Source organism: Kocuria sp. LUK, assembly GCF_021012935.1.
Lineage (GTDB): Bacteria > Actinomycetota > Actinomycetes > Actinomycetales > Micrococcaceae > Kocuria > Kocuria flava.
In genome coordinates, this window is sequence record NZ_JAJMZI010000004.1 from 395,960 (window position 1) to 410,948 (window position 14,989).

Annotated in this window: 10 protein-coding genes; 7 read left to right on the plus strand and 3 right to left on the minus strand. The window is 75.6% G+C overall.

Annotated elements, in window-relative coordinates; all coding sequences use genetic code 11:
- Nucleotides 1-369 precede the first annotated feature (369 nt).
- On the plus strand, nt 370-4,422 hold the full coding sequence (locus LQU92_RS09755) for a Pls/PosA family non-ribosomal peptide synthetase (protein WP_230780308.1): 4,053 nt from the start codon (nt 370-372) through the stop codon (nt 4,420-4,422).
- Between the two features lie 104 nt (nt 4,423-4,526).
- Here the strand turns inward: LQU92_RS09755 and LQU92_RS09760 are convergent, their stop codons facing one another.
- Complete coding sequence (locus tag LQU92_RS09760) at nt 4,527-5,246, minus strand: BTAD domain-containing putative transcriptional regulator (protein WP_230780311.1); 720 nt, start codon at nt 5,244-5,246, stop codon at nt 4,527-4,529.
- Nucleotides 5,247-5,568: 322 nt separating this feature from the next.
- Here LQU92_RS09760 and LQU92_RS09765 point away from each other — a divergent pair, with 322 nt between their 5' ends.
- Nucleotides 5,569-5,829, plus strand: a complete 261-nt coding sequence (locus LQU92_RS09765) for a hypothetical protein (RefSeq protein WP_058857126.1) — start codon at nt 5,569-5,571, stop codon at nt 5,827-5,829.
- 78 nt (nt 5,830-5,907) lie between these two features.
- Here LQU92_RS09765 and purB read toward each other — a convergent pair whose 3' ends face one another.
- A complete protein-coding gene (purB, locus tag LQU92_RS09770; RefSeq protein ID WP_230780315.1) occupies nt 5,908-7,335 on the minus strand; it encodes an adenylosuccinate lyase in 1,428 nt (475 codons plus the stop codon).
- 228 nt (nt 7,336-7,563) lie between these two features.
- Here purB and LQU92_RS09775 point away from each other — a divergent pair, with 228 nt between their 5' ends.
- The 5 genes from LQU92_RS09775 to LQU92_RS09795 all read left to right on the plus strand — a co-directional run bounded on the left by LQU92_RS09775 (nt 7,564) and on the right by LQU92_RS09795 (nt 14,287).
- A complete protein-coding gene (locus tag LQU92_RS09775) occupies nt 7,564-8,727 on the plus strand; it encodes a histidinol-phosphate transaminase (RefSeq protein WP_230780318.1) in 1,164 nt (387 codons plus the stop codon).
- Between the two features lie 55 nt (nt 8,728-8,782).
- Nucleotides 8,783-10,096 carry a pyruvate dehydrogenase (acetyl-transferring) E1 component subunit alpha gene (pdhA, locus tag LQU92_RS09780; protein ID WP_101851726.1) on the plus strand — a complete coding sequence of 438 codons (1,314 nt, stop codon included), beginning with the start codon at nt 8,783-8,785 and terminating at the stop codon, nt 10,094-10,096.
- Complete coding sequence (locus tag LQU92_RS09785) at nt 10,093-11,076, plus strand: alpha-ketoacid dehydrogenase subunit beta (protein WP_230780320.1); 984 nt, start codon at nt 10,093-10,095, stop codon at nt 11,074-11,076. The genes pdhA and LQU92_RS09785 overlap by 4 nt, the downstream gene beginning before the upstream one ends.
- A gap of 58 nt (nt 11,077-11,134) precedes the next feature.
- Complete coding sequence (locus LQU92_RS09790) at nt 11,135-12,616, plus strand: dihydrolipoamide acetyltransferase family protein (protein WP_230780322.1); 1,482 nt, start codon at nt 11,135-11,137, stop codon at nt 12,614-12,616.
- A gap of 447 nt (nt 12,617-13,063) precedes the next feature.
- Nucleotides 13,064-14,287: a pyridoxal phosphate-dependent aminotransferase gene (locus LQU92_RS09795; protein ID WP_230780324.1), complete on the plus strand. Its 1,224-nt coding sequence runs from the start codon at nt 13,064-13,066 to the stop codon at nt 14,285-14,287.
- On the opposite strand, the gene LQU92_RS09800 is transcribed toward LQU92_RS09795, so the two are convergent.
- The gene (locus LQU92_RS09800) at nt 14,253-14,873 is read right to left on the minus strand and encodes a DNA-3-methyladenine glycosylase I (protein WP_101851729.1); all 621 of its coding nucleotides are present in this window, start codon (nt 14,871-14,873) and stop codon (nt 14,253-14,255) included. The genes LQU92_RS09795 and LQU92_RS09800 overlap by 35 nt on opposite strands.
- Nucleotides 14,874-14,989 lie beyond the last annotated feature (116 nt).

The following is a 14,989-nucleotide window of genomic DNA, read 5'->3' on the forward strand; positions in this document are numbered from 1 at the left end:
AACAGAGGAGAAATCTTTCCCGACCGCGAACGCTCCTGGTCCCGGACGGGTTCCGCCGTCGGCAGCGCACCGGGATCCCCTCCTGTCCGCCGTTCGGGGGCCCCGGGCCCGCCCGGGCGCTCCCGACCGGCCCGGGAGCGCGGTCGGGAGTGTGATTTTGCACACGAGAAGTAACGGGAAGGTTACGGCTGATCGCCGTGCCGCCAGGGGTTCCGTCGAGCGATGACGCATCGATAACGCAGTGGTGACGGAGCGGTCATGGAGGGGTGAGGGGGGCGTGACGGGGGCGCCCGTACAACGGACGGAGCCGGCTGTGCCGGTGCACACGCACCCGATCAGCACCTCGACAGGACTCGAAAGGAGTTCACCATGACCTCAGCCACAGAACGCTCGCACGAGGCCGGCCGGGGGCCGGCCGAGCGGGCGCTGTGGGGCGGAGCTGCGGTGAAGGGGAACACCGCCGGGGGGAGCCGCCGCGCCGAGCCGTCGGCGCGGAGGGTCTCGGGGACCGAACCACCGGCCGCCCGGCTGCACCACTTCTTCGAGCGCAGCGTCGACCGCGCCCCGCACGCCACCGCCCTGCACGCGGAGGACCGCGCGTACACCTACGCGGAGCTCGACGCCCTCGCCAACCGCCTCGCCCACCTGCTCGCCGAGTACGGTCTCGAGCCGGGCGCGCGCGTGGGGCTGCTGCTGCAGCGCTCCACGATGCTCTACGTCTCCCTGCTGGCCGTGCTCAAGGCCGGCGGGACGTTCGTGCCGATCGACCCGGCCTCGCCGGGGGACCGCGTGCAGTACATCGCCGACAACGCCGAGCTGGCGATGATCCTCACGGCCGGCGACCACCTGGCGCTGGCCGAGGACGCGGACGCCGACGTGCTGGACGTGGAGGCCCTGCGCCGGGACCTGCCCGAGGCCCCGGAGCACCGCCCCGAGGTCCACCACGAGGGCGACCCCACCTGCTACATCATCTACACCTCGGGCTCGACCGGGCGCCCCAAGGGCGTCGAGGTCGCGCACTCGAGCATCTGCAACTTCATCGACGTGGTGCCGGAGGTCTACGACGTCCGGCCGCACGACCGCGTCTACCAGGGCATGACGATCGCCTTCGACTTCTCCATCGAGGAGATCTGGCCGACCTGGGCCACGGGCGCGACGCTCGTGGCCGGGCCCACCGGCGACGCCCGTCTGGGCCAGGGCCTCGTGGACTTCCTGGTCCGCCACGAGATCACGGTGCTCTACTGCGTGCCCACCGTCCTGGCGACCCTCGACCACGACCTGCCCGCCATCCGCAGCATCCTCGTGGGCGGCGAGGCCTGCCCCGCCGACCTCGTGGAGCGCTGGGCCACGCCCGAGCGGCGGATGCTCAACACCTACGGCCCCACCGAGGCCACCGTGACCTGCACCTGGGGCGAGCTCTACCCCGGCAAGCCCGTCACGATCGGGCGCGCGATGCCCACCTACGAGGTGTTCGTCCTCGACGAGGACCTCCGGGAGGTCCCGCACGGGGAGACGGGCGAGATCTGCGTGGCCGGCCCCGGCGTGGCCCGCGGCTACGTCAACCTGCCGAAGGTCACCGCCGAGCGCTTCCGGGTCCACCCCGAGAAGCCGCACCTGGGGAGGATCTACCGCACCGGCGACCTCGGGCGCGTGCTGCCCGACGGCGAGATCGAGTACCTGGGCCGCGCCGACAGCGAGGTCAAGATCCGCGGCCACCGCGCGGACCTCCAGGAGATCGAGAACGTCCTGCGCCGCGACGACGCCGTGGCCGACGCCGCCGTGAAGCTCGTGGCCGGCGAGGACGTCGCGGCGTTCGTCACCCTGCGCCAGCCGGTGCGCGACGAGCGGGCGTTCTTCGAGCTGCTGCACGCGGCCGCCTCGGCGTCGCTGCCGCCGTACATGGTCCCCGCCTTCTACGAGGTCCTGCCGGCCATGCCGATGATGGTCAGCGGCAAGGTCGACCGCAAGGCCCTGCCCGACCCCACGAGCCCGCGCTTCGTGACGACCGTGGGCCTCGTGCCCCCGGAGACGCCCACGGAGCTGGACCTCACGGACGTGTGGTCGCGGGCCTTCCGCATCCCCGCCGACCAGCTCTCGGTCGAGGCGGACTTCTTCCTGGACCTCGGCGGGCACTCCCTGCTCGCCGCGACCGTGGCCTCCGAGCTGCGCCGGGAGCACCCCGACCTCGACATCGCGATCGCGGACCTGTACTCCTACCCGACCGTGCGCTCCCTGGCCCGGCACCTCGACACGCTGCCCGTCGCGGCCCACCCGGGCCCCGCGGCCCCGGAGCTCGAGCCGCTGCGGCACAGCAGCGCCCGCGTGCTGGCCTGCGGCACCGCGCAGCTGGTCACGCTCACGCTCGCGGCCATGGTCGTGGGCGCCCCGATCGCCGCGGTGATGCACGCCTCCGGCGGCGAGTTCAGCTACGGCCTGATGTGGAACCTGCTCGGCTGGGGCCTGGCCGTGTTCGTCCTCGCCCGCGTCTTCCTGCCGCTCGTGGGCGCGCGGGTGCTCGGCCGGTTCGTCCGGCCCGGCGACCACCCGCTGTGGGGCCGGCAGTACTACCTGCAGTGGTGCATCGACGGGCTGATGCGGCTCTCGCCGCTGAGCATCCTCGCCGGGACCCCGCTGGCGGCCCGGTACCTGCGCCTGCTGGGCGCCGAGGTCGGGCCCGAGGCCCACGTCGGCACGGCGGCCGTGGGGCTGCCGTCCATGCTGCGGATCGGGGCGCGCGCGAGCATCGGCTACGGCGCGACCCTCGAGACCTCGCGCGTCGAGCGCGGGTGGATGACGATCGGCCCGGTCGAGATCGGCGAGGGCGCCTTCGTGGGCGCCGCCGCCATGGTCCAGCCCGAGGCCCGGGTGGAGGACGGCGCCCGCCTGGCGGAGCAGTCCCTGGCCGCCCGCGGCCAGGTGATCCCGGCCGGCGAGCACTGGCTCGGCTCCCCGTCGCGGCCCGGACCCGGCGACGAGCTGCTCGACCGCATGGAGCGCCGTCCCTTCGGCGGGCGCCGCACGGGCGCCGTGCGCGCCGGGTACCTGCTCGGCTGGCTCGGCTTCGAGGTCCTCCCGTGGGTCCTCGTGCTCCCGTCCTTCCTGATGATCTGGATCGTGGCCCTCGAGTTCGGCCTGCAGGCCGGCCTCGCGCTGACGCCCGCGGTCGGGGTCGTCTACGTCCTCACCGTCTGCCTCGTGGTCGCCGGCACCCGGGCGCTCGTGCTCCACCGCACGCCCACCGGCATCCACCCGGTGCGCAGCGGCCTGGGCGTGCGCAAGTGGATGGCCGACCGCCTGCTGGCCACCAGCCTCGAGACCACCAACTCCCTGTACGCGACGCTCTACACCTCCCCGTGGCTGCGGCTGCTGGGCGCGAAGGTGGGCAAGCGCTCGGAGGTCTCCACGGTCGGGCACATCGACCCGGACCTGCTGGTCCTGGGCGAGGGCAGCTTCGTGGCCGACATGGCCAGCGTGGGCAGCGCCGTCTACCACCACGGCCACGTGCACATGGAGCGCACCGTGGTCGGGGACCGTTCCTTCGTGGGCAACGCGGCGTTCGTGCCCTCCGGCACCCGGATGGGCGAGGGCTCCCTCGTGGGCGTCCAGTCCGTTCCCCCGGCCGACGTGCCGGACGGCACCTCGTGGCTGGGCTCCCCGGCGATCTTCCTGCCGCGCCGCCAGGACAGCGGCAACTACGACGAGGGCCTGACCTACCGTCCCTCCGCCGGCAAGGTCGCCGGGCGCCTGGTGATCGAGGCGCTGCGCATCACGGTCCCGCCGACCCTGATCGGCCTGCTCGGCTACCTGGGCCTGCTCGTGTCGATGTCCCTGGTGCCCAGCACCAGCGTGCTCGGGTTCGTCGTGCTCGCCCCGTTCCTCGCGGCCGCCGTGGGCGTCGCGGTGGTCCTGTCCGTGGTCCTGCTCAAGTGGGCCGTCGTGGGCCGCTACCGCCCGCGCGTGGAGCCCCTGTGGGACATGTTCGTGCGCCGCAGCGAGTTCGTCACCGGCGTCTACGAGTCCGCGGCCGTGCCCGCGCTGCTGGGCGGGCTGGTCGGCACCCCGCTGATCGGGCCGTTCCTGCGGCTGTTCGGCGCCCGGATCGGCCGGCGCACCTACATCGGCACCACGTACCTGACCGAGTTCGACCTGGTGCACATCGGCGACGACGCGTCCGTCTCGAGCGAGGTCTCGCTGCAGACCCACCTGTTCGAGGACCGCGTGATGAAGATGTCCGACGTGCGCATCGACCGTCAGGCCAGCATCGGGGCCCGGGCCGTCGTCCTCTACGACACGACGGTCGGGGAGGCCGCCTCCGTGGACGCGCTCTCGCTCGTGATGAAGGGCGAGCAGCTGCTGCCCGGCACCAGCTGGCGGGGCATCCCCGTGCGCGCGGCCTCCGACACGGTGGTGCAGGCGCGATGACCCACGAGGGCGGGCCGGTGCCCGCGCGGCCCCGTCGGGGGCGGCGCGGGCACCGGCCCGCCCTCGTCGTGGGCGCGGTGCTCCCGCGGCCGGGAACCGGCCGCTCAGGCGCTGCGGATCCCGCCCATCAGCTGCGTGATCTGCGGCGAGGGCGGGGCGCCGAGCTCGTCGGCCATCACGGAGCAGAACTCGCGGTAGGTCTGCAGGGCCGGGGCGTGGTTGCCCAGCCCGAGGTCGGCCTCGATCGAGACCCGCACCGCGCTCTCGCGCAGGGGTGCCAGGGCCCGGACGTTCTCGGCCAGGACCTGGGCGCGGTAGTAGTCCCCGCGCTCGAGGGCCAGCCGGGCCAGGTGCTCCACGGCGTTGACGTACTGGGCCCGCAGCCGGTCCTGCTCGGCGCTCACCCAGCCCTCGTACCAGCCGGGCAGCAGCTCGGCCCCCTCGGGGCGCACGAACCAGGGGATCTCCGCGGGCGCCTGCTGCGCGGCGGCCGCCGCGTCCAGGGCCGAGCGCAGCTCGTGCAGGTCCACCCGCACGTCCTCGCCCAGGGCGATCGTGGCCCCGCGGGTGCGCAGGGCCCCGGGCAGGCGCCGGGAGATGTTGAAGACGGTCGTGCGCAGGCTGCCCATGGCCCGCTCGGCCGGGCGCTCGGACCACAGCAGCTCCCCGAGGAAGGACCTCGGGCGCGGGCCCAGCACCGCGAGGGCCGCCAGCAGGCGCTGCTGCCGGATCCCCGGCGAGAGGACCTCCCCGTCCTGCTCGACCTCGACGCTGCCCAGCAGGCGCAGCTCGATCGGCGCGCGCGCGCCGGGTTCCTCGTCCACTGCCATGATCCCCCCAAGAGATGCTCGGTGCCGTCGCCGACGGCGTCCCCGGTGCGACCGGGCCGGCCCTTCCCCCGAAGGTCCTGCGCCCGGTGCTCGTCCCCTCCGCCGCCGCACCCGCGGGGCGCGGCACGTGAGGGTCCTGGTCCCGATGATCCCGGGATCCGCGGAGCTAGTCAAAAGTGAATTCGTCCGGCGTCGCCGGACGCCGGCGTCCCGCCGGGTCCGCGGGCACCCGCCGTCCGGGCGGGCCCCCGGCCCCGGCCCATGGTACAAGGCCGTCCCCGGCCCGCCCGGGGGCGGGAGCACAGGAGAGATCCCGATGACCGACCGGCCCGTCACGGGGGTCCGCACCGACCCCCTCGGCAACATCGTCGCCCTCTGCAACCCCGCGGAGCGGTGGTCCCCGCGGACCACGACGCAGATCATCCGCGACATCGAGAGCGAGCTGCACCGCTACTACGTCCCCTGCGCGCGCGGGTCCGTCAGCGTGCGCGTGGTCCCGGAGGGCCGGGGCAAGCGGCTGTGGGCCGCGACCGGGGACGCGGTCTGCAGCGACCTGCACGACCTGCCCTCCGTGTGAGGGCCTGTCCCCGGCGGGACCCCGCCCGGCGGGCCGGGCGGGGTCCGCGCATGCCCGGGCGGTGCGCCCGGGCCGGGCTCAGAGGTAGCGCAGCAGCTGCGCGGCGACCCCGGTGTAGCCGGCGGGGGTGAGGGCGCTCAGGCGGGCCTCCGCCTCCGGGGAGAGCCCCAGCCCGGCCACGAACTCCTGCATCCGCCGGCCGTCCACGCGCCGGCCGCGGGTGAGCTCCTTGAGCCGCTCGTAGGGGTTGTCCATCCCCGGCACCCCCGCCAGGGCCTCGGCGCGCATCACCGTCTGCACGGCCTCGCCCAGCACCTCCCAGTTCTGGTCGAGGTCCGCCGCGAGGACGTCCTCGGCGACGTCGAGGCGGGCCAGGCCCTTGACCACGTTCGAGACGGCGAGCAGCGAGTGCCCGAAGGCCACGCCGATGTTGCGCTGCGAGGAGGAGTCGGTGAGGTCCCGCTGCCAGCGGGAGGTCACCAGGGTCGCCCCGAGCACGTCCAGCAGGGCGTTGGAGAGCTCGAGGTTCGCCTCGGCGTTCTCGAAGCGGATGGGGTTGACCTTGTGCGGCATCGTCGAGGAGCCCGTGGCGCCCTCGACCGGCACCTGCTGGAAGTAGCCGATGGAGATGTAGGACCACACGTCGGTGCACAGGTTGTGCAGGACCCGGTTGAAGCGGGCGAGGTCGGCGTAGAGCTCCGCCTGCCAGTCGTGGGACTCGATCTGGGTGGTCAGCGGGTTCCAGGTCAGGCCCAGTCCCTCCACGAACGTGCGCGAGACCTCGGTCCAGTCGGTGTCCGGGGCGGCGGCGTAGTGGGCCGCGTAGGTGCCGGTGGCGCCGTTGATCTTGCCCAGGTACTCGGTGCGCCCGATCCGGTCCAGCTGCCGGCCCAGGCGGTGGGCGAGCACGGCCAGCTCCTTGCCGAGCGTCGTGGGCGTCGCGGGCTGGCCGTGGGTGCGGGAGAGCATGGGGGTCTCCGCGGCCGCGCGGGCGAGCTCCTGCACGTCGCCGACCAGGGAGCGGGCCGCCGGCAGCCACACGTCCTCGACCGCGTCCCGGATCCCGAGGGCCCACGCGAGGTTGTTGATGTCCTCGGAGGTGCAGGCGAAGTGCACGAGCGGCACGAGGTGCTCGAGGCCCAGGCCGGGCAGGCGGCGGCCGATGTAGTACTCGACGGCCTTGACGTCGTGGACGGTCACGGCCTCGATCCCGGCCAGCTCCGCGACGGCCTCCGGGCCGAAGTCCGTCACGAGGGCCCGCAGGCCCGCCCGCTGGGCCCCGTCGAGCGGGGAGAGGCCGGGCAGGGCGCGGTGGTCGGTGAGGTGCAGGACCCACTCGACCTCGACGTGGACGCGGTTGCGGTTCAGCGCCGCCTCGGAGAGGTGGTCGACCAGCGGGGCGACCACGGGCTGGTAGCGGCCGTCGAGGGGCCCGAGCGCGACGGGCGGGACGGCGGCGGCGAGCGCCGCGCGCCCGGAGGACAGGGTGTGCTTCGTGGTGGGCATGGCCCCCATTCTCCCACGCGCCCGCGGGGCCCCGCCGGTCGGGGGCGCGACGGCGGGCACGGACGGAGGGCGGGGCAGGAGGGCACGGCCGGGTCCCGCCGCGCCTTGTCGTGCACCGACAGGATCGGGCGGGCCCCGTTGTAGCTTTCCCGCCGAATCCCCGGCGGGGTCCCGGCGCGGGCGTCACGCGCCCGGGGAGGGCCCGGGCCGGGCGATACGATGACCCCCATGAACACCCGTGATGCCGCCCACACCCTCGCCGGGCACCCCCCGGCCGGGGGGCCGGCCGACGCCACCACCCCGGCGCCGCGGCCCCGTCCCGCGCTCACCCGGCTCCCGCGCTACGCGGCCGGCCGCCCGCCGGTCGTCGTCGAGGGGCTGACCGCCTACAAGCTCTCCTCCAACGAGAACCCCTTCGGCCCCGTGCCCGCCGTGCGGGAGGCCATCGCCCGCTGGGACGGGGTCAACCGCTATCCCGAGACCACCTCCGCGGCGCTGCGCGAGGTCCTCGGCGAGGTGCTCGGGGTGCCCCCCGAGGACGTCGTCGCCGGGGCGGGTAGCCTGGGGGCGCTCAACCAGCTGCTGGCCGCGTTCGTCGGCGCGGCCGAGGACGGCGCCCCGGACGAGGTCGTCCACGCGTGGCGCTCGTTCGAGGCCTACCCGATCAGCATCGGGCTCTCGGGCGGGCTGGGGGTGCCCGTGCCCAACCGGCGCGACGGCTCCCACGACCTGGACGCGATGGCCGCGGCCGTCACCGCCCGCACGAAGGCCGTGCTCCTGTGCACGCCCAACAACCCCACCGGGCCCAGCCTGACCACCGCGGAGGTCGAGCGGTTCCTCGCCGCGGTGCCGCGCGACGTGCTCGTGGTGATCGACGAGGCCTACCAGGAGTTCCAGCGCCGCGACGACCTCGTCGACGGGATCGAGGCGTACCGCCGGCATCCTAACGTCGTCGTGCTGCGGACCTTCTCGAAGGCCCACGGGCTCGCGGGGCTGCGGATCGGCTACTCCGTGGCCCGCCCGGAGATCACCCGGCACCTGCGCCAGGCGGTCCCGGCGTTCTCCGTCACCGACCTCGCCCAGCAGGCGGCCATCGCCTCGCTGCGCCACCGGGACCAGGTCGCCGAGCGCGTCCAGCGCGTCGTCGACGAGCGCGAACGGGTCCTGGCCGGGCTGCGCGAGCTCGGCTGGGCCCACCCCGAGACGCAGGCGAACTTCGTGTGGCTGAACCTCGGGGAGCACAGCGAGGCCTTCGCGGACCTGTGCGACGCCCACGCGCTGTCCGTGCGCCGGTTCGGCGCCGAGGGCGTGCGCGCGACCGTCGGCGAGCCGGAGGCCAACACCCGCCTCCTGGAGCTGTGCGCGCGCTTCCCCCACCCGCCGGTCCTCTGACCGGGGCCCACCGGAGCCCCGCTCCGTCCGAGCACCACGAAAGGACGTCCGCACCATGGATGCCGCACCGTCGTTGAAGGCCGCCCGCGGGGCGGCCCCCCGCGCGCCCGAGCCCCGCACCCGCCTCGTGCGGCTGCTGGACAGGGAGGGCGCACTGCTCGAGGACGCCGACTTCTCGCCCTGGGTGGCGGACGTCGACGCCGAGCAGCTGCGCGGGCTCTACCGCTCCATGGCCCTCGCCCGCCGCTTCGACGAGGAGGCGACGAACCTGCAGCGCCAGGGCCAGCTCGTGCTGTGGGCACCGCTGCGCGGGCAGGAGGCGGCCCAGGTCGGCTCCGTGCGGGCGCTGCGCCCCGACGACCACGTCTTCCCCACCTACCGGGAGCACGCCGTGGCCATCGAGCGCGGGGTCGCGGCCGCGGAGCTGCTGGGGGTCTTCCGCGGCCACGCCGCCGGGGGCTGGAAGCCCAGCGAGCACCACATGAACGTGTACTCGATCGTGCTCGGCTCCCAGGTCCCGCACGCGACCGGCTACGCGATGGGCGTGGCCATGGACCGCCGCGCCGCCGAGGCGGAGGGCCGCGAGGTGGAGCCCACCGCCGTGATCGCCTACTTCGGGGACGGCACCTCCACCCAGGGCGAGGTGCACGAGGGCATGGTCTTCGCCGCCTCCTACGACGCCCCGGTCGTGTTCTTCGTGCAGAACAACCAGTGGGCGATCTCCGTGCCCTTCTCCACCCAGTCGCGCGTGCCGCTGGCCGAGCGCGCCGCCGGCTACGGCTTCGAGGGCGTGCGGGTGGACGGCAACGACGTGCTGGGGGTGCTCGCCGTGACCCGCTGGGCGATGGACCGGGCCCGTCGCGGGGAGGGGCCCGTGCTCGTGGAGGCCGAGACCTACCGGCTCGGCGCCCACACCACCGCCGACGACCCCACGAAGTACCGCGACCGCGAGGACGAGCTGCGCTGGGCGCAGCTCGACCCGCTCGTGCGCCTCGAGGCCCACCTGCGCACCCGTCACGGCACCGGCGACGCGTTCTTCGAGGACGTGGCCCGGGCCGCCCAGGATTACGCCGACGAGGCCCGCGCCACCGTGCTGTCCCTGTCCCCGCCGCGCTTCGAGCAGTTCTTCGACACCGTCTACGCCGAGCCGCACCCGCTCGTGGAGGAGGAGCGGGCGTGGTATCGCGACTACGTCGCCGGCTTCACCGACGCCTCCCCGGACGGGCAGGACCCGCCCGCGGACGGGACCCCCGACGACGACGGCGCGCCGGCCGCTCCCGGCGCCCCGACCGCCGGCCTCACCGTGGCCGCCGACCCCGACCGTCCCGCGGAGGGCACCGCCTCCGGCACCGAGGAGGACCTCGCATGACCGAGCCGACGACGCTGACGCTGGGACGGGCCGTCAACTCCGGGCTGCGCCGGGCGATGGAGGAGGACCCCAAGGTCCTGCTCATGGGCGAGGACATCGGCTCCCTCGGCGGGGTCTACCGGGTCACCGAGGGGCTGAAGAAGGACTTCGGCGCCCACCGGGTCCTGGACACCCCCCTGGGGGAGGCCGGGATCGTGGGCACCGCGGTGGGGCTCGCGCTGCGCGGGTACCGGCCCGTGTGCGAGATCCAGTTCGACGGCTTCACCTTCCCCGCGTTCAACCAGATCACCACCCAGCTCGCGAAGATGCACAACCGCACCGCCGGGGACGTCAGCGTGCCCGTGACCATCCGCATCCCCTACGGCGGGCTGATCGGCTCCGTCGAGCACCACTCCGAGTCCCCGGAGGCGTACTTCGCCCACACGGCGGGGCTGCGCATCCTCACCCCCTCCAGCCCCCAGGACGCCTACTGGATGACCCAGCAGGCGATCGCGTGCGAGGACCCCGTGATCGTCCTCGAGCCCAAGCGCCGGTACTGGCTCAAGGGCGAGGTGGACACCGGCCGCCCGGGCGCCGACCCGTTCTCCGCGCAGGTCCTGCGGCCCGGGGAGGACGCCACCGTGGTGGCCTGGGGCCCGCTCGTGCCCGTCGCGCTCGCCGCCGCCGAGGCCGCGGCGGAGGACGGCCGCAGCGTCGAGGTGATCGACCTGCGCTCCCTCTCGCCCGTGGACTTCGACACGCTCGAGGACTCGGTGCGCCGCACGGGCCGGATGGTGATCGCCCACGAGGCCCCGACCTTCGGCGGGCTCGGCGGGGAGATCGCCGCCCGCCTCACCGAGCGGGCGTTCTACGCGCTCGAGGCCCCCGTGCTGCGGGTCGGGGCGTTCCACCTGCCCTACCCGGTGGCCGCCGTCGAGGACCAGTACGTCCCGGACCTCGACCGGATCCTCGAGGCGCTGGACCGCTCCTTCGCCTACTGATCCCCGCCCGCACCGCACCGTCGACGGGCCGCGCGCCCGTGAGGAAGGAAGTGCCCAGATGCCCCAGATCTTCGAGCTGCCCGACGTGGGCGAGGGCCTGACCGAGGCCGAGATCCTCGCCTGGCGGGTGGCCCCCGGCGAGAGCGTGCGGATCAACCAGGTCCTGGTGGAGATCGAGACTGCCAAGTCGGTCGTCGAGCTGCCCTCGCCCTACGCCGGCACGGTCCTGGAGCTGCTCGTGCCCGAGGGGCGCACGGTCGAGGTCGGCACCCCGATCATCGCCGTCGGCAGCCCCGAGGAGGCCGCGGCCGCCCCCGCCGGCCCCGGGGCCGCCGGGGACGCGGGGGAGGGGGCCGCGCAGCCCGCCGCGGCCGAGGACTCCCGGCCGCTGGTGGGCTCCGGGCCCAAGGCCGACCCCGTGCGCCGCCGGCGCCGCGTGCCCGGCCCCTCCCCGACGGCCGGCACGGCGCCCGCCGCCGGCCCGCCGCCCGAACCGGCCCGGCCCGCCGGGTGGAGCGGCCGGCTCGCCCGGGGCCCGCTGGGCGCCGGGCTGAGCGCGGGCCTGGGCGGGGGCCTGGGCGCCGCCCAGGAGCTCGCCGGCCGCGCCGCGCGGATCGCGGAGGACCGGGGCGTGTGGCGCCGCCCGCGCGGCGAGGAGCCCGCGGGCCCGCCTCCGCGCCGGCCCGCGCTGGCCAAGCCCCCGGTGCGCATGGCCGCCCGGGACCTCGGCATCGACCTGGCCGACGTCCCCGCGACCGGCGCCGCCGGGCAGATCACCAAGCAGGACCTGCTCGCCCACGCGGCCCGGCTGCGGGAGCAGGGCGCGCGCCGTGCCGTCCCGGCCGACGACGCCCGGATCGAGCGGATCCCGGTCCGGGGGGTGCGCAAGGCGACCGCCCAGAACATGGTGCGCAGCGCTTTCGGGGCCCCGCACGCCTCGGTGTTCGTCGACGTCGACGCGACGCGCACCATGGAGTTCGTCCGGCGCCTGCGCGCGTCCCCGGACTACGAGGGCGTGAAGGTCACCCCGCTGCTGGTCCTGGCCAAGGCCGTGCTGTGGGCGGTCGAGCGCCACCCGCAGGTCAACGCGACGTGGACCGACGAGGAGATCCTCGTGAAGCACTTCGTGCACCTGGGCATCGCGGCGGCCACGCCGCGCGGGCTGATGGTGCCCAACCTCAAGGACGCCCAGGACCTGTCCCTGCGGGAGCTCGCGGAGGGGCTCGAGCAGCTGACCACGACCGCCCGCGCCGGGCGCACCCAGCCGGCGGACATGCAGAACGGCACGATCACGATCACCAACATCGGCCCGCTCGGGCTGGACACCGGCACCCCGATCATCAACCCCGGGGAGGTCGCGATCATCGCCTTCGGCAGCATCAAGCAGAAGCCCTGGGTCGTGGACGGCGCCGTGGTGCCCCGCTGGGTCACCACCCTCGGCGGGTCCTTCGACCACCGGGTCGTCGACGGCGACCTCGCCGGCCGCTTCACGGCCGACGTCGCCCGGATCCTCGAGGAGCCGGCGCTGCTGCTGGACTGAGCGCCCGCCCCGGAGGAGGGCCCGGATGCGGACGGGGCCCGCACCACTCGTGGTGCGGGCCCCGTCCGCATCCGGGCGCGGCTCTCCCCGCCGGGCCCCCCGGCCCGGCACCGCGCCTCCTGCGCCGCGGGCGGGCACCCAGAGGTGCCCGCGGCCCACCGGTGACCGGATCCGTGATTGAAATCCCCCCAGACACAATCACACATCTCATTCACGACGGTCACGCCGTGGGCCGCGCGGACCGCTCGGTGCGACCCGCCCGCTGCGGCCACCGGTGCTGCCACCGGCGGCCTCGTCCCCCCGCGCCGGCCGCCCGCCTCAGCGCGGGCCCCGGCGTCCAGGACTGCGTCCAGTATCGCCCGCCGCTGGACGAAAGTCTGTCCCCCGATGGGCCCATGACCGGCTGTGACGGGGATCGCACCACCGGGCGGGCCGTAGGGTGGGGCCATGCCCCGCGCCGTCCCGCTCCGCCCGTCCGCCCGCTCCGCCGTCCCGGGCTTCCGGGTGATGGAGATCCTCGGGGAGGTCGAGCGGCTGCGGGCCCGCGGCCGCGACGTCGTCTCCCTGTGCGCGGGGGAGCCCTCCGGCGGGGCCCCCGCCGCCGTCGCCCGCGCCGCCGCCCGGGTGCACGAGCGCAACGAGGGGCTCGGCTACACCCCGGCCCTGGGCATCGAGCCCCTGCGGCGGGCCGTCGCGGGCCACTGCGCCCGCTGGTACGGCCTCGAGGTCGACCCGGCGCAGGTCGCGATCACCACGGGCGCCTCCGGGGCGCTGCTGCTGAGCTTCCTCGCCGCCTTCGACCCGGGCGACCGGGTGGCGGTGTGCCGGCCCGGCTACCCCGCCTACCGCAACACCCTCGCCGCGCTGGGCGCCGAGGTGGTCGAGCTCGACTGCGGTCCGGGCACCCGGTTCCAGCCCACGCCGCAGCTGCTGGACGCCGAGGTCGCCGCACACGGGCCGCTGCGGGGGCTCGTGGTCGCGGGACCGGCCAACCCCACGGGCACGATGCTCGCACCGGAGGAGCTCGCGGGCCTGGCCGGCTGGTGCGCGGCCCACGGCACGCGCCTGATCAGCGACGAGATCTACCACGGCATCGTGCACACCGCGCCCGCCGGGGCCCCCGCGGACCGGGTCCACCGGGGCACCAGCGCGTGGGAGCACGACCGGGACGCGGTGGTGATCTCCTCGTTCTCCAAGTACTGGGGGATGACCGGGTGGCGGCTGGGCTGGGCCCTGCTGCCCCCGGACCTCGTGCCGGCCGTCGAGGCCCTGGCCGGCAACGTCAGCCTCTGCCCGCCCGCGGCGGCCCAGCTCGCCGCGCTCGAGGCGTTCACCCCGGAGGCCTACGCCGAGGCGGACCGGGCGGTCGAGGGCTTCGCGCGGTCCCGGCGGCTGCTGCTGGACGCGCTGCCGGCGCTCGGCTGGGGCGCCACGGCCCCGGCGGACGGGGCCTTCTACCTCTACGCCGACCTCGGGGAGCAGCTGGCCCGCCACGGCAGCTCCCTCGAGTGGTGCCGCCGGCTGCTCGAGGCGGAGGCGGTCGCGGTCGTGCCGGGCCTGGACTTCGACCCCGCCCGCGGCCACCGCTCGGTGCGGCTGTCCTTCGCCGCGGGCCCGGCCGCGGTCGAGGAGGCGGTCAGCCGGATCCTGCGCTTCCAGTCCCGGCCCTGAAGCACCCCGCGAGGTGACCGGGCAGCACCCCGGTCCGCAGCAGGACCTGGTGGGCGGTCGTGGGGCCCACGAAGACGACACCCCGCTGCCGGAGCCGCCCGGCCAGCGTCCCGCCCGCCGCCGAGCGGGCGGGCAGCTCCAGGGCCGTGCGCGGGGCGACCGGGTGCTCCGGGCGCAGGTCGGCCACGAGCTGCTCCCACTGCGCCGCCCCGAGACCGGCGCAGGCGCGGGCGTCGTGGACCAGGGCCTCGAGCTTGACCCGGTTGCGGATCACCCGCGGGTCCAGCACCAGGTCGTCGACGTCGTCCTCCGTCAGGGCCGCCAGGGCGACCGGGTCGAAGCCGCGCAGGGCCTGCTCCAGCCCCTCCCGGCGCCGGGCGAGCGCGCCCCGGGCCAGCCCGGCCTGCAGGATCTCGAGGCACAGGGCCTCGAACCAGCCGGCGGCGTCGCGCGGCGGGTCGCCCCACCGGTGGTCGTGCTCGGCCAGCGTCCCGGGGTCCGCCGGGGCCCAGGGGCAGCGGCGCAGGCCGTCGCCGCACAGCACCGCGCGGAAGGCGTCGCCGGGGGTGGTCTCCGTGGTGTCCATGGGCCCACGCTAGGCGGCTCCGCCGCGGCCGCGGACCGGGCCGCCGCCGCCGGTGGACGCGAGGGGCCGGGGCGGGGCCGGTGCAGTGCGGACCCGGCGGGGGAGGCCCGCGGAGC